Raw genomic sequence first — 17,716 nt, forward strand, 5'->3', positions numbered from 1 at the left:
ATCATACGCGGATTGGTTAAATTGATGGACGATCCCGGTAATGGCGGCCACGCCGCCCTGGTTCAGCTTCAGGCCTATCTTGCCCAGATGGACCATGCCGGTGAGACACGGCTGCCTGCCGAGCGGGAACTGTCCGAGAGCCTCGGCGTGTCGCGCGGCGATCTGCGCAAGGCGCTGGCGGTGCTCGAGAAGGACGGCCGCATCTGGCGTCACGTCGGCAGGGGCACCTTCGTCGGTAGTGGACCGGTCGAGGAGACGATCGGGATTTCGGAAATCGCCGGGCGCACCAATCCGGCCGACGTGATGCGCGCGCGCCTCATCATCGAGCCCGAGATTGCGCGCGAAGCGGCGCTGCACGCCACGCTTTCCGATATCGCTTCGATGCGGCAATCGCTGGTGCAGACGCGGGAAGCCGTCACATGGCGGCAATACGAGAATATCGACAATCTGCTCCACCGGCAGATTGCGCAGGCGAGCCGCAACAATGTGCTGCTCGGCCTGTTCGACGTCCTGAACGCTGTGCGCCGAACCGTGGTCTGGGGACGTCTTCGCTCAGAAGGCGCTCGCCCTCCGGCAGACCATCACAGCTTCGCCGACCATGAACGGATCGTCGAAGCGATAGCCGAGCGCGACCTCGGCGGCGCGGCGGCGGCGATGCGGCTGCATCTCCAACAGGTCGAGCGGCGCCTGATCCCTGTTCGCGAAGCCGCCGAATAACTCGGATTGACCCGCTACAGCGCCGCGCGTCCTTCTTGGATGCGCGGCTCTGTTCGGGTTAAGCCCTACGCGCCGTAGCCGATGATGCCCTTGATCTCGAGGAAATCGTGGATCGCCCAGTCGGCATATTCGCGGCCGTTACCCGACTGCTTGTAGCCGCCGAAGGGCGCGAACGTGTCCCACTCCGGATAGTTGATCGAGACCTGCCCAGCGCGCAGGCGGCCGGCGACTTTTCGCGCGTGGTCGATATCCCCGGACTGCACATAGGCGGCGAGGCCATAGAGGGTGTCGTTGGCGATCTTCACCGCGTCGTCGTCGTCATCGTAGGAGATGACCGAAAGTACGGGCCCAAAAATCTCCTCCTTCTCGATGGTCATGCCTGGCGTGACATGGCCAAAGACGGTCGGCCTGACATAGTAGCCGCGGTTGAGGTGCTCCGGTCGGCCGGGACCGCCGGTGACCAGCGTAGCACCCTCGGCGATGCCGGCCTCGATCAGCCGCTGGATCTTGTCGAACTGGATGTTGCTGACAACCGGCCCGAGCTTGGTCTCTTCCGAGCGCGGGTCGCCGACCTTGTGCGCCTCGGCCGCTTTCTTGGCGATCGTCAGCGCCTCGTCGTGGCGGGCTGCCGGCACCAGCATGCGCGTCGGCGCGTCGCAGGACTGGCCGCTATTGCCGAAACAGGCGTTGACGCCCTTGCGCACGGCCTTCTCGAAGTCGGCATCGGGCAGCACGATGTTGGCCGACTTGCCGCCGAGCTCCTGCGCGACGCGCTTGACCGTCTCGGCCGCTGTTTTGGCGACGATGATGCCGGCCCGGGTCGAACCGGTGAACGAGACCATGTCGACGTCGGGATGGCCGGCCATGACCTGTCCGACATCCGGACCGGTGCCGTTGACCATGTTGTAGACGCCCTTCGGCGTGCCGGCCGCTTCCATCACTTCCGAAAAAATGACGCCGCTGATCGGCGCGATCTCGGAAGGCTTCAGCACGACCGTGCAGCCGGCGGCGATCGCCGGCGCGACCTTGCAGACGATCTGGTTGAGCGGCCAGTTCCACGGCGTGATCAGCGCACAGACGCCGATCGGCTCCTTGACCACCATGGTGGTGCCGCGCTTCTCGCTGAATTGATAATCCTCCAGCGCTTTGATGGTGGATTCCATATGCGCCCTGCCCGCCCAGGCCTGCGCCTCGCGCGCCCAGGTGATCGGCGCGCCCATTTCCTGGCTGACAGCCTGGGCGATGTCCTCGTAGCGCTCGTTGTAGACTTCGAGGATGCGCTTCAGCAGCTGCAGGCGCTCGGCCTTGCTGGTTTGCGAAAAGGCCGGGAAGGCTGCCTTCGCCGCTGCCACGGCGCGATCCACATCGGCCTTCGAGCCGACGGAGATTTTCGTATAGGCCTCTTCGGTGGACGGATCGATCACATCCAGCGTCGCCGGCACCACGGGCGCGACCCATTTGCCGTCGATGAAGAAGTTCAGGTGATTGCTCATGGGTGATGCTCCGGTTTTCTGGAAAGGACGGGGATCAGATTAGCCGGGTAGCATAGGGCAGTTAGCGCCGCGGCGCAGGCTGATATGCGCCACGTCGCCGACGCTGAATTGAAAACCTTCCGCCCGCCGTGGCGCATCGATCACCACTGGTATCCCCTGCCCCAATTCGGCGTGCAGGCGCAAGGTGCGGCCGTGAAAGACGATGCTGCTCACCCGCACCGGTGCGGTGCCGGTCGCAGCTTCGGTCGCTGCCAGAAGATCCTCCGGACGCACACCGATGGTTCGCACCGCGCCTTCTCCCGGCGCTTCGCCGGTTTCCGACGAGGCTTCGAGCGGCAGGGCGCCGGCGCTGAAACGCAGTCGATCGCCGTCACGGCCGACAAAGCGCGACTGCAGCAGGTTCATCGTGCCGATGAAACTGGCGACGAATTTTGTGGCGGGCCGGTCGTAGAGCGTGGCCGGCGGTGCGATCTGCTCGATGCGGCCCTTGTTCATGACGACGATGCGGTCGGAGATCGACAGCGCCTCGGTCTGGTCGTGGGTGACCATGACGAAAGTGGTGCCGAGCCGCGACTGCAGCCGCTTCAATTCGACCTGCATCTGTTCGCGCAGATGCGCGTCGAGCGCCGACAGCGGCTCGTCGAGCAACAGCACGCGCGGTTCGCAGACAATCGCACGGGCAAGCGCGACGCGCTGGCGCTGGCCGCCCGACAATTCGGACACGCGGGCGCCGAGCTTGTCGGCAAGGCCGACCATGTCGAGCGCCTCGCCGACGCGCTTTGCCTGCTCTGCCCCGGAAAGCTTGCGCAGCGACAGGCCGAAGCCGACGTTTTCGGCGACGTTCATGTGCGGAAACAGCGCATAGTCCTGGAACACGGTATTGACGGGGCGGTCGAAGGGCCGCAGCGAAGTGATGTCACGGCCTTCGAGCCGCACCCGTCCGCTTGACGGGCTTTCGAACCCGGCGATCACCCGCAGGCTGGTGGTCTTGCCGCAGCCGGACGGGCCGAGCAAGGTCAGGAATTCGCCACGGGCAATGTCGAGATCGACGGCGTCGAGACCGACGATGCCGCCGGGGAATATCTTCGAGACCGCCTCAAGCCGGACGAGAGGATCAGGCGCCATCGCGAACCTCGGACGGTTTGGTCGTGTTGACCCAGAGTATCTGGCAGCGCTCGGCGCCCGGATTGCGGAAGGCATGCAGCAAGGTGCTCTTGAAGGCGAAGCTGTCGCCGGTCTTCAGTCCATAGGTGGTTGAATCGACGACGAGTTCGACTTCGCCCGACAGGACGAAACCGAATTCGTGGCCGGGATGAGCGTAGGCTTCGACGGTGCCGCCGCCGGCTTCCACCGTCACCAGCATGCCGGTAAGTGTAGCGGCCGGCGGCGATAGCAGCGCTTTGGCGATGCCTTCGGATTTCACCGGGATCCGTCGCCGGCTGTCGGCGCGCACGCAATAGAGATCGTTGACGGCATCGTTGCCGTCGGCGATCAGCGCCGACGGCTCGATGTCGAGCGCGGCGGCGAGCGGCCAGATCACCTTGACGCGAAGCGAGGACAGGCCGCGCTCGATCTGGCTGAGTGCCCCGATCGAAACGCCGGCCTTGGCGGCAAGCTCGGCCAGCGAAAGATTGCGTTCCAGCCTGAGCGCCCGCACGCGCCGGCCGACCCGCACGTCAGCGTCGTCCTTCGGCTTTTCAGCCGTTTCGTTCAGTATGTCCATCCGTTTCCCGACCTCGTTTCGGTATCCTAGAGCGGCGCCGCGCGGTTCTCCCTTCTCCCCTTGTGGGAGAAGGTGGATCGGCGCGCAGCGCCGAGACGGTTGAGGGGTGCTGGCCGGAGTGCAGTTGGTGCCAAGATGGAACACCCCTCATCCGACCGAGCTCCGCTCGGCCACCTTCTCCCACAAGGGGAGAAGGGAAAGGCCCAGGCTCAGCCGCCTGCCTTGACCTTCTCGAACATCTTGGCGAGTTCGTCATTCTGTTTCATCGGCCCGGTGAAGACGGTGGTCTTCAGCATCACTTCCGGATCGGACGGCAGCTGCAGCTTCTCCAGTTCCTCCTTCGGCACCGCTGCGAAGGCCGAGCTGTTCGAACTGCCGTAACCATAGGCCTGGATCAGGTATTTTCCCGAATCCGTCTCCAGCCGGCTGTTGATGAAGTCATAGGCGAGGTCGACATTCTTGGCGTCCTTGAGCATGACGAAGCCGCACGCCCAGGTCAGCATGCCTTCCTTCGGCTTCATGAACTCGACCGGCACGCCCTGCTTCTTCAGCGAGGTGGCCGACGCGTTCCAGGTCATGGCGGCGACAAGCTGGCCGCTGGCCAGCGCCTGTTCGACCGAGGTCATGTCGGTGGTGTAGTTCGAGAGCAGCGGGCGCTGCTCGCGCAGTTTTTCAGCCACCTTGTCCATCTGTTCCGGCGTCATGTCGAACGGATTGACGCCGGCGAGAAGCGCCGCCACCACCGGCGTATCGTGGACGGCGTCGATCGTTGCCATGCGCCCGGCATATTGCTTGTCCCACAAAAGGTTCCAGCTCGGTTCCGGGTTCTTCACCAGATCGGTGCGGTAGAGGATCGAGGTGTTGCCCCAGTCCCACGGCACCATCCAGACCTTGCCGTCGCCGGCCTGCAGGTCGGGCAGGTTCTTGAAGACCGGAAAGATCGAATCCCAGTTCTTGATGCGCTTGGTGTCGATCGGCTGCAGCAGGCCTTCCTTGTTCCAGCGCGCCACCTTGTCGTAGCAGGGATGTGCGACGTCAGGGCGGAAACCGGCCTTGACCTTGGTGAAGGCGTCATCGTCGTCGCCGAACATCGAGGCCTCGACGCCATCGGGGTGTGCGGCGAGGAAGCTCTTGTTGAAGTCGGGAAGTTCGTAGCCCGACCAGGTGAAATATTGCAACTTGTCGGCCGCAAGCGCGACGGTCGACGAAAGCGCCAGCGCGAAGGCTGCCAATCCGGCTTGGACTGTCTTGCGATTTATCGATTTCAGGTCGAATGCCATTGCAGTTCTCCTCTTTCGGTTTCTTCTGGTTTGGACAGGTTGGCGGGTACCGGCCGCTGAGCGGCGGCGAGCCCGCGATGGCGCAGGATTTCGGCAATTGCCGCGATGACGAAGGACACGGCCAGGATGGCCGTGCCCAGTGCCATGACGGTGGGCAGCGATTTCGGGAAACGCAGCTGGCTCCAAATGTAGAGCGGCAAGGTCGGCTCGGTGCCGGCGAGGAAGAAGGCGACGATGAACTCGTCGAAGGAGGTCAGGAAGGCCAGCATGAACGCTGACACAATGGCAGGCAGGCTGAGCGGCAGCATCACCCGCCTGAATGTCGTCCAGTCGGAAGCGCCGAGATCGAGCGCGGCCTCGCGGATGGTCTTGGGGATAGCGGCGAAGCGGCTTTTCATGATCACCACCGTCGTCGGCAGCGCCACCAGTATGTGGCCGAGCACGATGGCGGTGCGCGATGGACCGAAGCCAATAAGGTTGACCAGGATCAGCAGCGAGATGCCGACGATGACGCCGGGGATCAGGATCGGCATCCGGGCGATGGCGCTGATCGCGGCGGCAAGCGGCGAGCGGCCATAGAGGTCCATGTAGGACACGGTGATGCCGCAGAGTGTGGCACCGGTGGCGGCAATTGCACCGATGACGAGGCTGTTGGCAAGCGCGCCGGACAGCGCCGAATTGCCGGACAGCGTCGCGTACCATTCGAACGTGAAGCCTTGCAGCGGAAACGCCGCCTGGATCGAATCGTTGAAGGAGAAAAGCGGGATCAACGAGATCGGCAAATACAGGAATACCAGATAGACAAGGACGTAACCGCCGAGCCAGCGGCCACCTTGCTTTGCTTCTATGCGCGCCACGCTCATGTCCGGCTGCCGAACCTGCGGTCGGCGAAACGCACGACCAGCACCACGGCGAGGATGACCAGCATGACGGCGACGGCCAGTGCGGCGCCGAACGGCCAATCATTCGCCTTGCCGAACTGGGCCTGGATCAGCGTGCCGATCATGGTGCTGGCGGGGCCGCCGACCAGCGCGGGGGTGACATAGTCGCCAACCGTCGGCACGAAGACGACGAGAGCAGCCGCCAGCACACCCGGCATCGAATTCGGCAGCACGACGCGGCGGAAGCTGGTGAACGGTCTGGCGCCGAGATCGGAAGCAGCTTCGAGCAGCGATTTCGGGATCGTGTCCAGCGCCACATAGATGGGCAGGATGGCGAACGGCGCATAGGCGTGAGCCAGCGTGACGACGACGGCGGCCGGCGTGTTGAGAAACGCCAGTGTCGGCTCGGACCAGATGCCGCTTTCGATGAGCGCCGAATTCAGCACGCCATTATAGGCAAGCACGATCTTCCAGGCGAAGACGCGCAAGAGATAGCTGGTCCAGAACGGCAGCGTCACCAGAAACAACAGCAGCCCGCGCCGCCGTCCGGCATGGAAGGCCAGGTAGTAGGCGACGGGATAGGCGGTGACGACCGTCGCCAGCGTCACCAGGCCGGCAATGGCCAGCGAGCGCAGCGTTACTGTCCAGTACAGCGGGTCGGATGCCACGGTGATGAAATTCGCAAAAGTGAAACCGGCGCCCAGCAGCGAACCGTCATTGCCGCGAAGGGCGAGGAAAACCACGAGGCCGAGGGCAAACAGGATCAGGAAGAAGGTGACCAGCCCGCCCGGCAGCAGCATGGCCAACCGAAAACCCGTCGAGGACCGGGATTCCGGCAGCGGCTGCCTTGCAACGATGGTCGACATCGGGGTTGCCCATCGAAATTTGAAATCACCTAAGATTTTTTCATATTCATGAAACTGTCAAGCTGATTCCTGCATCGGGATTAAATCAACGCTCGAATGCATCCAGCATAGGAAGCCAGGCCCTCGTCGCGACGACGCCGACCTGCCGAAAGGCGTGGAACGGGATCGGTCGGACGGAGAGACCCGGGAACGGCAATCTTCCGTCGAGATGCGCCAAGGGCCCGGGATTCTTGTCGAGGTGCGTCACCTTCTGGTGATCGGCGATCTTCACGCCCGATGCCGAAGCGATCCGCAGTTCGTTGATGAAAATCCTTAGTGACGATTTTTCACGATTTTGAAAAACCGTTTCCGCTTCGCACCTGGGACACGCCAAGGTCAATCACCACCCAGCGACGCGGAGACCGCCCGGACAGATTGACAAAACTTGCCTTGAGGGCGGGATAGACCTTTGGCGAGAATTTGTTGAAAGTGCCGCCGAACCGGAAGAAGTCTTTCAAATCATTTATCGGCTGCGCCGGGAAACGCCGCAGCCGACCAGGACACAGGAATTCGCAAGCCATGACGAACGCCACGCACCTGCCCGACGAGGGCCTCTTCATTGGCCGCGCCCGGACAAGCGATAGGTCCCATCCGCTGGTGGTCACGGTCCGCGACGGCACGGTCTTCGACATCACGTCGAGCATGGCACCAACCGTGCGCGACATCTGCGACATGCCGGATCCGGCAGGGTACGTCCAGGCGGCCAGGGGCGAACCGATCGGATCACTTGATGCGATCGCCGCCAACAGTTTCCAGGCCGCGCGCGATCCGCAAAAACCGTACCTGCTTTCTCCGGTCGACCTGCAGGCGGTCAAGGCGTCGGGCGTCACCTTCGTCGTCAGCCTGCTCGAACGGGTCATCGAGGAGCAGGCGCGCGGCTCGGCCGAGAAGGCGGATGCCATTCGCGCCGACATTGCCGGGCTGATCGGCCACGATCTGTCGAAGCTCAAGCCAGGCTCGCCGGAAGCGATGGAGATCAAGGCCAAGCTCCTCCAGCGCGGCGCCTGGTCGCAATATCTGGAAGTGGGCATCGGCCCCGATGCCGAGATCTTCACCAAATGCCAGCCGATGGCATCGGTCGGCTTCGGCGCCGATGTCGGCCTGCATCCGGTTTCCACCTGGAACAATCCGGAGCCGGAAATCGCCATGATCGCTGCCAGCAGCGGCATGATCGTCGGCGCGACGCTCGGCAACGACGTCAATCTGCGCGATGTCGAAGGGCGCTCGGCGCTGCTGCTCGGCAAGGCCAAGGACAACAACGCCTCGGCCGCACTCGGTCCATTCATCCGCCTGTTCGACGATAACTTTTCCATTGATGACGTGAAGCAGGCCATCGTGCGTCTGAAGGTCGAGGGCGAGGATGGCTTCTCGCTGGAGGGCGCCAGTTCGATGGCCGAGATCAGCCGCTCGCCCGAAGAGCTGGTCGCTGCCGCCATGGGGCCGCATCACCAGTACCCGGACGGGCTGGCGCTCTATCTCGGCACCATGTTCGTGCCGTCTAAGGATCGCGGCGAAAGGGGCAAGGGCTTCACGCACAAGGTCGGCGACATCGTCACGATCTCATCGGAGAAGTTCGGCGCGTTGGTCAACAGAGTGCGGCTGTCGCCCGACTGTCCGCACTGGACCTACGGCGCCAGCCATCTGATGCGCGACCTCGCCAGGGCCGATCTTATCTAGGTTCCCGCCCCGCCCGCGACGGGAGATGGTTAGGCCTGGGTGCTCGAATTGGGGGGACGCTTGCTGCAAAATGTCAGCCAAACTGATGCAATCTGATGGGACTGCTGATGGCGCCTTGTCGCGCGCCAACTACCACTGGCAAATGGAGACTTGCCATATGTCGAAAAAGCGGATGCTGTGATGCTTCCAGATCGGCGCGGGCAAGAAATACGATCAGGGTTTGCCGTGATCGTCGTCGGAGGTGGAGGAAGTTTTCAAAATGGGAGGAAATCAAATGCTGACAAGGCTACGACTATTTGTATTCGGCTTGATCGTGGCGCTGGCCATCCCGGCGGCGGCACAGGCCAAGACCTTCTACTGGATTTCGCATGGCGGCCCGGCCGATCCGGTCTGGACCTACTTCCTCGCCGGCGCCAAGCAATGGGCGACGGACACCGGCAACACCGTCAATACCTCGTTCCACAATGGCGACGTGTCGTCCCAGCAGGAGGCTGTTCGCGCGGCCATCGCCGCCAAGGCGGACGGCATCACCACCACCAGCCCCGACCCGGGCAGCCTTATCGAGCTCGCTAAGGAAGCACGGGCGGCAAACATCCCGATCATCAATTTCAACACGCCCGATCCGAAGGCGGACTTCAACGCCTATGTTGGCGGCGACAACGTCACCTTCGGCAAGAACTGGGCGCAGTATCTGGTCGACAAGGGCCTGGTGAAGAAGGGCGATTTCGTCTGGATGCCGGTCGAAATCCCGGGCGCCACCTATGGCGTCCAGGAAGAAGAAGGCATCAAGAGCGTCTTCGAGCCACTCGGCATCACCTATGAAATCACCGAAGCCACGCTCGATCAGGCCGAAGCGATCAACCGCATGGTCGACTACCTCACCGCCAACAGGGCCAAGGTCAAGGCGATCATCGGTCTCGGCGACCTGGTGACCGGCTCGATCAAGCGGGTGTTCGACCAAGCCGGCATCAAGCCGGGTGAAATCCCGGTCGTCGGCTGGGGCAACTCGCTCGACACCACCCAGGAGGTGCTGACCGGCTACGTCAATGCCGCACAATGGCAGGATCCGCAGGCGACCAGCTATGTGGCGCTTTCGATCGCCAACATGGCCGCCAGCGGCATTCCACCCGGCTTCGACGTGATCACCGGCGCACTCTACGAAAAGGACACCGCGCAGGTCTACGACGACATCCTGTCCGGAAAATAAAACCGCGATTGGGATGATCGCGGCACGCCTGCCGCGGTCATCCCCATCATTCCGCCGAGCCTCGAACCGCCTTATGCGGTGCCGGGTTTGGCCAGTTCCAACCATGTCGCGGGTCCAACGTGGAAAACAGTTCCATCATCCAACGCTCGATCGCCAGGCCGGAATTCGGGCCCTTCGTGCTGCTTGTCGTCGAGCTCGCCGTGTTCTGGGGGTTCAACCACGACTTCCTGTCGCCGCAGAACATCAGCAACATACTGGCCTTCACGGTCGAGCTCGGCCTGATCGCGCTGGCGATGACGCTGTTGATGACTTCGGGCGAATTCGACCTCTCGGTCGGATCGCTGTTCGGTTTCTCGCCCGTCTTGATGTGGACGCTCTTCAACAGCGGCCTCACCTCGCTGGAAGCCGGCTTCGTCGTGGCCTTGCTGGTTGCCGCCTTCATCGGGCTGGTCAATGGCTGGTTCGTGACGCAACTCAAGATTCCATCCTTCCTGGTGACGCTCGGCATGCTGCTGGTCGTGCGCGGCACCGCCCTGTTCGTCACCAGCGGATTTCCGCAACGCACCTGGAGCGCCGAAGGCAGCTGGCTCGCCGAGGCGCTGGTCGGTGATTTCTTCATCGGGCCGTTCCGCATCTACATGTCGCTGTTCTGGTTCATCGCAGCCGCGATCGCACTCGGTTACGTGCTGACACAGAGCCGGACCGGCAACTGGATCCAGGCGGCCGGCGGCAACCCCAGTGCGGCAAGGGCGCGCGGCGTCAATGTCAGCGGCGTCAAGATCGGCCTGTTCATCCTGTCGTCGATCATGGCTTCGCTTGCCGGCGTCATCAGCTCGCTGCGCACCTCGGCGGCCAACCCGAACAGCGGCACCGGCTACGAGCTCGAAGTCATCGCCATGGTGGTGATCGGCGGCACGGCGCTGACTGGCGGACGCGGCACCATCATCGGAACCGTGCTCGGCATCCTGATCCTGCGCGTGATGCGCAATGGCATTGTGCTGATCGGCGTGCCAGGGCTTGCCTACAACATCTTCATCGGCGCGATCATCCTCGGCATGATGGCGCTCCACTCATGGCTGGAACGCCGGCATCAGGCGGGGACTTGAACCATGGCCGAACCGCTTGTCCGCATGGAAAACATCCGCAAGTCCTACGGGCGTGTGCAAGCGCTGGTAGACGCCAATTTCCATGTCAATGAAAGGGAGATCGTCGGCCTGCTCGGCGACAATGGCGCCGGCAAGTCGACGCTGATCAAGGTGCTGTCGGGTGCGGTTCCGCTGACCAGCGGCGACATCTTCATCCGCGGCAAGAAGGTGGACTTCCGCAGCACCAGCGACGCCATCGCCCACGGCATCGAGACGATCTACCAGGACTCGGCACTGGTCACGCAATTGTCGATCGCGCGCAACCTGTTCCTCGGGCGCGAGCCGATCAAGCCGCCGCGTTTCCTCAACCGTATGGACCAGGAGGCGATGAACGTGGTCGCCCGCGATCTGCTCAAACAGGTCGGCATCTCGAAGAACATCCCGCCGACCACACCGATCGGCTCGCTCTCCGGCGGCGAGCGGCAGGCCGTGGCGATCGCACGCGCCATGCATTTCGACAGCGACCTCATCATCCTCGACGAGCCGACCAACAATCTCGGCGTCGCCGAGACGCAAGGTGTGCTGAGCTTCGTGCGCAGCGCCCGCGATTCGGGCCATTCCTGCATCTTCATCGCCCATAACATCCACCATGTCTTCCAGGTGGTCGACCGCATCGTCGTGATGCGCCGCGGCAAGGTGGTTGCCGACGATATCGATCCGAAGAACACCAACGTCGCGGAAGTCGAACGGATTATCACCGGCATGTCCGACGAGGAGATCCGTGACGCCATCGTCCAGGGGAAACAATCGCAGGGCTGAGCGGGCCACGCGGAAACCGGTTGGCCGTATGTCTGGTACAGGATCACATCGGCTCCTATGACTGCGACAATGAAAGCCACCGTTGCGGACATCGCCAGAAGCTGCGGGCTGTCGACCGCGACGGTCGACCGGGTGCTGAACAGCCGGCCGGGCGCCAGCGCCGCCAACCGGCAGCGCGTGATGGAGGCGGCCAAGCAGCTCGGCTATTTGCCGGTCGTGGATCAGGTCGTGCTGCCCTCGCGGCCGGCGCATCTCGAGTTCTTCCTGCCGATCGGCTCCAATGCCTTCATGATGGATCTGGCAAATCATATCGAGGATTATGCGGCACGCCTGCCGCTCGTCGCCTCCTGCCGGATCCACAAGCTCGCCGGCATCTCGCCGAACGCGTTGCAGGCGGCCGTCGAAAACCTCTCGCTCAAGGCAAACGGCGTCGGCGTCATTGCGATCGATCATCCGAGAACGCGCAACATCTTGCGCGAGATCGTCGAGGCAGGCATCCGCCTGGTCACGCTGGTGTCGGACGTTCCGGGCGCACCGCGATCGGCATATGTCGGCATCGACAACCGTGTCGCAGGGCGCACCGCAGCCCTTTTGATGGGACGTGTCCTGGGCGGGCGTCCGGGCCATCTGGCAATGATCGTCGGCTCACGCTCCTATCGCGGACATGAGGAACGCGAAATGGGCTTTCGCTCCGTGCTCAGCGAGGAGTTCCCCAATTTGACTGTGACCAGCGCCGTCGAGATCAACGACGAGCCGGATATCAGCTACACGGCGACGATGAAGGCGCTGCACAATGAGCCGGAACTGCTCGGCATCTATTGCGTCGGCGCCGGACGTTCGGGCGTGGCGAAAGCGCTGCTGGAAGCCAAGCCGCAAAGGAAGCCGGTGTTCATTTGTCACGACCTGACGAGGGCGACACGCGGCTATCTCGTCGACGATCTGCTCGATGTCGTGATCGACCAGAATGCCCGATTGATCGCCGAGCAATCGGTCATCCGCCTGCTCGGCTCGATCGCTTCCTCGGCGCCTTATCTGACGCGGAAACTCATTGAGCCGCGCCTTGTCTTCAAGGAAAACGTGCCCGTCCAGTGATGCCGCGCAACGGCCACGGTCACTTGCCCCGATGGTTAAAATTCGGTTGATACCGCGAATATGCACATCTGCTATGCATCTTTTGCTATTGCCGAATCATTGGGCAATCGCTAGTTTCGCAGGTGTCGGCCATCTACTCCTCCCAGATGCGATGCCGACGCTGAGTGCGGTACACCTCCTCCCGTGCCGTATTCGAAATCGAGCCCGCTGCCACCTCCTCCCGGCAGCGGGCTTTTTTTGTTCCGGCTCCGAATGATCGCGGCGGCTGTCACCAGGGTTGATGCCGACAGCACATTCGCCCGCAAGGGTGCGAGCGGTAGGGCATGTTGCAGCCGCGATCAGCGGATCCGTCGGAATCCCGTCACACTTGTCACTCTCACCGATTCGTTGTCGGTCCTATCCTGCCTCACCAACAAGCAACAGGTAGCAAATGGTGCGGCGACAAGACCGGCAAAGGAGAAGCGCGATGACGGCACGTCCGAACGGACAAAAGGGCATTCGGCGGCGCGGCTCGCAATGAACACGCTACCGATCGTTTCGCCGCTGGCGAGACTATCTGGCCCTGAAAGATGTGATCAAGCCTTCCGCCATGCGGACAAATTGCGCGCTGGGGCCTTCGGCTCCGACGCTTTGAAGGCTGACACGGGCGCCTTCAAGCAGCAGCGACAATGTATCGGCGAGAAGCTCCGGCTGGCCGATGCCGGCATCCCCGCACAGGCCGACCAGACGGTCGCGCTGGGCCTGCTTGAGCTCCTTGATCACACGCCTCGCCGGATGGTCGGTCTCGCTCAGTTCGATGGCGGCGTTCGCCATATCGCAACCGCGGCCGTCCATCATCAGGCAATCGGCCGCCATCCGAACCCAGGCGTGCAGTTGCGCAAGCTTGTCGCCCGGGTGCTCCGCCTCGAACTTTTGCCACATCGCGTTGGCGCTGCATGCGGTCGCCCGCAGACACTCGATGACCAGATCGTCCTTGGACTCGAAATGACGGTAGAGCGTCATCTTGTTGGTGCCGGCGGCCTCAGTGATCGCGTCGACGCCGACGCCCTTGATGCCATGCTTGTGGAACATATCCCGTGCTGTCTCCAGGATACGATCCCGGGGGCGGATGCGTTCCGCAGTACCGTCTTCCATCAAAACCTCCTTGGTTTCCGGGGTTTCCGAAAAATCCCTCGGTACACCTCTTGACTAGGGTGTTACCGGTCTGTAACTTCTAGATGTTACTTACTGGTAACACCCCCATTGCCTCGTGTCAATCTCGCAGGCGCCTGTGAATAGCCTCCGCCGAATCGGCCCAGGCATGAAACTGCGCCCCAGGCGATTTTGGCCGCGAACAGGAAGACCACCCGATCTGCGGCGTATCCCGCAGATCGCCAAGCCAGGAGCCGCTACGATGTCGCAGCGCAAAGATTTGACGATCGACGAAGTTGTGAAGGATCCGATGATCCGGATGCTGATGAAGGCCGACCGTGTCGACCCGCGCTCTTTCGAGACGATGCTGCGTACCCTTGCGGATGCGCAAGGCCGCAGCCGCACGGCGCCGCCTCGTTTCCTGGAAGACCCGGGGCAAAGGCGCAGCCGGCGGCTGTCCAGGGTGGCCAAGGCCTTTGGCGAGGCGAGAGCATTCGGCGAGGCGCACGTGTCATGGTAAACTTCTTCATCCACCGTCCGATCTTCGCATCGTCGATCGCCATCATCATGGTGCTCGCCGGGACGATCTGCTATTTCCTGCTGCCCGTCTCGCAGTTTCCCGACATCACGCCGCCTCAGGTCGTGGTCAGCGCCAACTATCCTGGCGCCAGTGCGCAAGTCGTGGCCGACACCGTCACGACGCCGCTTGAACAGCAGATCAACGGCGTTCAAGGCATGACCTATATGTCGTCGTCGAGCTCCAATGACGGCTCGTCGACGATCACCGTTACCTTCGAGGTCGGCTATCCCCTGAGCACCGCCGCCGTCGATGTCCAGAACCGCGTCTCACAGGCGGCGTCCTCGCTGCCGGCCATCGTCAACCAGGGCGGCGTGACGATCAAGAAGCAGAATCCGAATTTCGTCCTGATCGTCAACCTCACCTCGCCCGACGGCTCCGTCGATCCGGTCGCGCTCAGCAACCTCGCCTACCTGCAGGTGGTCGACCCGCTTAAGCGCCTGCCGGGCGTCGGCGACGTGCAGATCTTCGGCGAGCGGCGCTATTCGATGCGCGTATGGCTCGATCCCGACAAGCTCGCCAATCTCGGCATTACCGCTGTCGATGTCCAAAACGCCATCGCCGAGCAGAATGTCCAGGTCGCGGCCGGCAAGATCGGGCAGTCGCCGGCGCCGGCCGGCACCGCTTTCGAAATGCAGGTCAACGCGGTCGGCCGACTGAGCGATCCCAAGGAATTCGGCGATATCATCGTGCGCGCCGATGCCGCGAACGGTTCGCTGGTGCGCTTGCGCGACGTCGCGCGCATCGAACTCGGCGCCCTGCAGTATTCGTCGTCGGCCTTCTTCGGCGAGGACCCGACCGTGGTGCTCGCGGTCTACCAGATGCCGGGCTCGAACGCGCTCGATCTGCAGCAGCGCGTCAAGGACAAGATGCAGGAACTGTCGGCCCGCTTCCCGAAAGGCGTCAGCTACGCCATGCACTACGATACGACACGTTTCGTCTCGGCGTCGATGCACGACGTGCTGGTTACGCTCGGCGAGGCGCTGGTCCTGGTTGTTGCGGTGGTGTTCATCTTCCTGCAGAGCTGGCGCACCACGATCATCCCGACGATTGCGATTCCCGTGTCGCTGGTGGCCACGCTCGTCGTCATGTACATGTTCGGCTTCTCGCTGAACATGCTCAGCCTGCTCGGCATGGTGCTGGCGATCGGCCTCGTCGTCGATGACGCGATCGTCGTCGTCGAGAATGTCGAGCGCCAGCTGGAGGCCGGCCTCAAACCGCTGGCTGCTACGCGCGCGGCGATGGCCGAGGTCACCGGCCCGATCATCGCGACGACCGCCGTGCTGATGGCCGTGTTCGTGCCGGTCGCCTTCATACCCGGCGTTTCCGGCCGGCTCTACAACCAGTTTGCGCTGACGGTGGCGATCTCCTTCGGCATCTCCGCCTTCGTCTCGCTGACGCTCACCCCGGCGCTTAGCGCTGCCTTCCTGCGCCACCGCCCGGCAACGCAGTTCGTGCTGTTCCGCTGGTTCAACACGGGCTTCGAACGGCTGTCGCATGGCTATGCCTATGGTGTGCGCTTCCTCATCCGCCTGCGCTGGATCATGCTCGGGCTGTTCGCGGCCGGGCTTGTTGCCACCTATTTCGTCTGGCAGCGACTGCCCTCGACTTTCCTTCCGGTCGAGGACCAGGGCTATTTCTTCGTGGTCATCCAGTTGCCGGATGGAGCATCCCTGGAGCGCACCGACGCGGTGGCCCGGAAGGCACGCGACATCCTGCAGAACACGCCCGGCGTCGATATCGTCGGCTCGATCAGCGGCTTGAACTTCCTCACCAGTGCCGCCCAGTCGAACTCGGCGGTGGAATTTGCCATCCTGAAACCATGGGACGAACGCGGCCCTGACCAGAGCGCCTCGAAGCTCGTCGCCGACGTGCGCTCGAAGCTCATGGAACTTCCGGAAGCGTTCGCGCTGAGCTTCGATCCGCCTTCGATCCCGGGCATCGGCACGACCGGCGGCTTTGAATTCCAGGTGGAGGACCTGACCGGTCGCGGCAGCGCTGCGCTCAACGACGCGACGCAAGCCGTGCTCGCCGAAGCGCGCAAGCAGCCCGAGCTCAACCCGCAGCAATTGTTCTCCTCGTTCTCGACCTCGACGCCGCAGTTCAACTACGACCTCGACCGCAATAAGGCGAAGCTGCTCGGCCTCAGTCTGCCTGACGTGTTCAACACGCTGCAGATCTATCTCGGCTCCCTCTATGTGAACGATTTCAATCTGTTCGGCCGCACCTTCCGGGTGACGATCCAGGCCGACAAGGATGCGCGTGCGGGTGCTGCCGACATTTCGCGGCTCTATGTGCGCAATGCCTCCGGCGGCATGGTGCCGTTGAGCACGCTCGGCAAGCTGGTGCCTATCGTCGGCCCGGAAACCGTCCCGCATTACAACAACAATGCGTCGGCCCTGATCAACGGCGGTGCCGCACCCGGCTTCTCTTCAGGCCAGGCGGTCGCCGCGATGGAACGTGCCGCTGCCACGGCGCTGCCGAAGGATTTCGGCTACGAATGGACCGGGATCACCTATCAGGAGCTCAAGGCTGGATCGATCGCCTCGATCGTCTTCGGTCTCGCCATGGTCTTCGTCTTCCTGATCCTCGCCGCCCAATATGAGAGCTGGGCCATGCCTTTCATGGTTCTGCTCGCGGTACCGCTTGCCCTGTTCGGTGCCTTTGTCGCCCTGTTGATGCGCGGCATGCAGATCGACGTCTATTCGCAGATCGGCTTCGTCATGCTGATCGGGCTGGCGGCGAAGAACGCCATTCTGATCGTGGAGTTTGCCCGGCGCCGGCGCGAGGAAGGCCTCAGCATCGTCGACGCCGCAATGGAAGCGGCGCGCCTGCGGCTGCGGCCCATCCTCATGACCGCTTTCGCGTTCATCCTCGGTGTGCTGCCGCTGATGTTCTCCACAGGTGCTGGTGCAGCGAGCCGCCAGTCGATCGGCACCACCGTCTTTGGCGGCATGGTCGCGGCGACGATCCTGTCACTGGTGTTCGTGCCGGTCTTCTATGCGGTGATCGAGCAGCTGCGCGAGCGCGGCAGCAAGAGCGAACCCGTTGCCGAACCGACTGAACCAACTGCCGAACCCGCTTTCGAGCGATTGGCCGAAGCGGCCGAATAGGATTGGAGAACTGATC

At 63.0% G+C, this 17,716-nt stretch carries 17 protein-coding genes; 8 read left to right on the plus strand and 9 right to left on the minus strand.

The features are described from left to right. Positions 1 to 24 precede the first annotated feature (24 nt). Positions 25 to 717: a FadR/GntR family transcriptional regulator gene (locus IHQ72_RS30515; RefSeq protein ID WP_065010097.1), complete on the plus strand. Its 693-nt coding sequence runs from the start codon at positions 25 to 27 to the stop codon at positions 715 to 717. Positions 718 to 782: 65 nt separating this feature from the next. On the opposite strand, the gene IHQ72_RS30520 is transcribed toward IHQ72_RS30515, so the two are convergent. The 8 genes from IHQ72_RS30520 to IHQ72_RS30555 form a co-directional block, all read right to left on the minus strand. Then, positions 783 to 2,210, minus strand: a complete 1,428-nt coding sequence (locus IHQ72_RS30520) for an aldehyde dehydrogenase family protein (RefSeq protein WP_258119299.1) — start codon at positions 2,208 to 2,210, stop codon at positions 783 to 785. Positions 2,211 to 2,249: 39 nt separating this feature from the next. Next, entirely contained in the window at positions 2,250 to 3,335 is a 1,086-nt protein-coding gene (locus IHQ72_RS30525; RefSeq protein ID WP_258119300.1) for an ABC transporter ATP-binding protein, read from the minus strand. Beyond that, entirely contained in the window at positions 3,325 to 3,933 is a 609-nt protein-coding gene (locus tag IHQ72_RS30530) for a cupin domain-containing protein (protein ID WP_258119301.1), read from the minus strand. Before IHQ72_RS30530 ends, IHQ72_RS30525 begins: the two co-directional genes overlap by 11 nt. A 209-nt stretch (positions 3,934 to 4,142) precedes the next feature. Next, on the minus strand, positions 4,143 to 5,213 hold the full coding sequence (locus IHQ72_RS30535; RefSeq protein ID WP_258119303.1) for an ABC transporter substrate-binding protein: 1,071 nt from the start codon (positions 5,211 to 5,213) through the stop codon (positions 4,143 to 4,145). Further along, on the minus strand, positions 5,198 to 6,076 hold the full coding sequence (locus IHQ72_RS30540; RefSeq protein ID WP_258119304.1) for an ABC transporter permease: 879 nt from the start codon (positions 6,074 to 6,076) through the stop codon (positions 5,198 to 5,200). Before IHQ72_RS30540 ends, IHQ72_RS30535 begins: the two co-directional genes overlap by 16 nt. Further along, the gene (locus IHQ72_RS30545; protein WP_258119305.1) at positions 6,073 to 6,960 is read right to left on the minus strand and encodes an ABC transporter permease; all 888 of its coding nucleotides are present in this window, start codon (positions 6,958 to 6,960) and stop codon (positions 6,073 to 6,075) included. Before IHQ72_RS30545 ends, IHQ72_RS30540 begins: the two co-directional genes overlap by 4 nt. A gap of 85 nt (positions 6,961 to 7,045) precedes the next feature. Next, positions 7,046 to 7,231: a hypothetical protein gene (locus IHQ72_RS30550; protein ID WP_258119306.1), complete on the minus strand. Its 186-nt coding sequence runs from the start codon at positions 7,229 to 7,231 to the stop codon at positions 7,046 to 7,048. A 55-nt stretch (positions 7,232 to 7,286) separates the two neighbouring features. Next, positions 7,287 to 7,520, minus strand: a complete 234-nt coding sequence (locus tag IHQ72_RS30555; RefSeq protein ID WP_258119307.1) for a hypothetical protein — start codon at positions 7,518 to 7,520, stop codon at positions 7,287 to 7,289. Here IHQ72_RS30555 and IHQ72_RS30560 point away from each other — a divergent pair. From IHQ72_RS30560 to IHQ72_RS30580, 5 genes are all read left to right on the plus strand, one after another. Next, entirely contained in the window at positions 7,519 to 8,676 is a 1,158-nt protein-coding gene (locus IHQ72_RS30560) for a fumarylacetoacetate hydrolase family protein (RefSeq protein ID WP_258119308.1), read from the plus strand. The two genes, IHQ72_RS30555 and IHQ72_RS30560, sit on opposite strands and share 2 nt — an antisense overlap. Positions 8,677 to 8,950: 274 nt before the next feature. Then, positions 8,951 to 9,883 (plus strand): substrate-binding domain-containing protein, encoded by a 933-nt coding sequence (locus IHQ72_RS30565; RefSeq protein WP_095491966.1) that lies wholly within the window; start codon positions 8,951 to 8,953, stop codon positions 9,881 to 9,883. Between the two features lie 119 nt (positions 9,884 to 10,002). Continuing rightward, positions 10,003 to 10,989, plus strand: coding sequence for an ABC transporter permease (locus tag IHQ72_RS30570; protein WP_258119310.1), 987 nt, complete (start codon positions 10,003 to 10,005; stop codon positions 10,987 to 10,989). A gap of 3 nt (positions 10,990 to 10,992) precedes the next feature. After that, the gene (locus IHQ72_RS30575) at positions 10,993 to 11,787 is read left to right on the plus strand and encodes an ATP-binding cassette domain-containing protein (protein WP_258119312.1); all 795 of its coding nucleotides are present in this window, start codon (positions 10,993 to 10,995) and stop codon (positions 11,785 to 11,787) included. A 69-nt stretch (positions 11,788 to 11,856) separates the two neighbouring features. Further along, entirely contained in the window at positions 11,857 to 12,879 is a 1,023-nt protein-coding gene (locus IHQ72_RS30580) for a LacI family DNA-binding transcriptional regulator (protein ID WP_258119313.1), read from the plus strand. Positions 12,880 to 13,431: 552 nt separating this feature from the next. Here IHQ72_RS30580 and IHQ72_RS30585 read toward each other — a convergent pair. After that, complete coding sequence (locus IHQ72_RS30585; RefSeq protein WP_258119314.1) at positions 13,432 to 14,013, minus strand: TetR/AcrR family transcriptional regulator; 582 nt, start codon at positions 14,011 to 14,013, stop codon at positions 13,432 to 13,434. 259 nt (positions 14,014 to 14,272) lie between these two features. On the opposite strand from IHQ72_RS30585, the gene IHQ72_RS30590 reads away from it, so the two are divergent. Together IHQ72_RS30590 and IHQ72_RS30595 are read left to right on the plus strand one after the other, a co-directional pair. Then, complete coding sequence (locus tag IHQ72_RS30590) at positions 14,273 to 14,530, plus strand: hypothetical protein (protein ID WP_258119315.1); 258 nt, start codon at positions 14,273 to 14,275, stop codon at positions 14,528 to 14,530. After that, complete coding sequence (locus IHQ72_RS30595; protein ID WP_258119316.1) at positions 14,524 to 17,700, plus strand: efflux RND transporter permease subunit; 3,177 nt, start codon at positions 14,524 to 14,526, stop codon at positions 17,698 to 17,700. Before IHQ72_RS30590 ends, IHQ72_RS30595 begins: the two co-directional genes overlap by 7 nt. Positions 17,701 to 17,716: the final 16 nt, after the last annotated feature.

This window comes from Mesorhizobium onobrychidis, assembly GCF_024707545.1.
Taxonomy (GTDB): domain Bacteria; phylum Pseudomonadota; class Alphaproteobacteria; order Rhizobiales; family Rhizobiaceae; genus Mesorhizobium; species Mesorhizobium onobrychidis.

What these genes read in the sequence shown, in the direction of transcription:
- IHQ72_RS30515 (WP_065010097.1), top strand. Translation starts at nt 25, where the DNA reads ATGGACGATCCCGGTAATGGCGGCCACGCCGCCCTGGTTCAGCTTCAG.
- IHQ72_RS30520 (WP_258119299.1), bottom strand. Translation starts at nt 2,210, where the DNA reads ATGAGCAATCACCTGAACTTCTTCATCGACGGCAAATGGGTCGCGCCC.
- IHQ72_RS30525 (WP_258119300.1), bottom strand. Translation starts at nt 3,335, where the DNA reads ATGGCGCCTGATCCTCTCGTCCGGCTTGAGGCGGTCTCGAAGATATTC.
- IHQ72_RS30530 (WP_258119301.1), bottom strand. Translation starts at nt 3,933, where the DNA reads ATGGACATACTGAACGAAACGGCTGAAAAGCCGAAGGACGACGCTGAC.
- IHQ72_RS30535 (WP_258119303.1), bottom strand. Translation starts at nt 5,213, where the DNA reads ATGGCATTCGACCTGAAATCGATAAATCGCAAGACAGTCCAAGCCGGA.
- IHQ72_RS30540 (WP_258119304.1), bottom strand. Translation starts at nt 6,076, where the DNA reads ATGAGCGTGGCGCGCATAGAAGCAAAGCAAGGTGGCCGCTGGCTCGGC.
- IHQ72_RS30545 (WP_258119305.1), bottom strand. Translation starts at nt 6,960, where the DNA reads ATGTCGACCATCGTTGCAAGGCAGCCGCTGCCGGAATCCCGGTCCTCG.
- IHQ72_RS30560 (WP_258119308.1), top strand. Translation starts at nt 7,519, where the DNA reads ATGACGAACGCCACGCACCTGCCCGACGAGGGCCTCTTCATTGGCCGC.
- IHQ72_RS30555 (WP_258119307.1), bottom strand. Translation starts at nt 7,520, where the DNA reads ATGGCTTGCGAATTCCTGTGTCCTGGTCGGCTGCGGCGTTTCCCGGCG.
- IHQ72_RS30565 (WP_095491966.1), top strand. Translation starts at nt 8,951, where the DNA reads ATGCTGACAAGGCTACGACTATTTGTATTCGGCTTGATCGTGGCGCTG.
- IHQ72_RS30575 (WP_258119312.1), top strand. Translation starts at nt 10,993, where the DNA reads ATGGCCGAACCGCTTGTCCGCATGGAAAACATCCGCAAGTCCTACGGG.
- IHQ72_RS30580 (WP_258119313.1), top strand. Translation starts at nt 11,857, where the DNA reads ATGAAAGCCACCGTTGCGGACATCGCCAGAAGCTGCGGGCTGTCGACC.
- IHQ72_RS30585 (WP_258119314.1), bottom strand. Translation starts at nt 14,013, where the DNA reads ATGGAAGACGGTACTGCGGAACGCATCCGCCCCCGGGATCGTATCCTG.
- IHQ72_RS30590 (WP_258119315.1), top strand. Translation starts at nt 14,273, where the DNA reads ATGTCGCAGCGCAAAGATTTGACGATCGACGAAGTTGTGAAGGATCCG.
- IHQ72_RS30595 (WP_258119316.1), top strand. Translation starts at nt 14,524, where the DNA reads ATGGTAAACTTCTTCATCCACCGTCCGATCTTCGCATCGTCGATCGCC.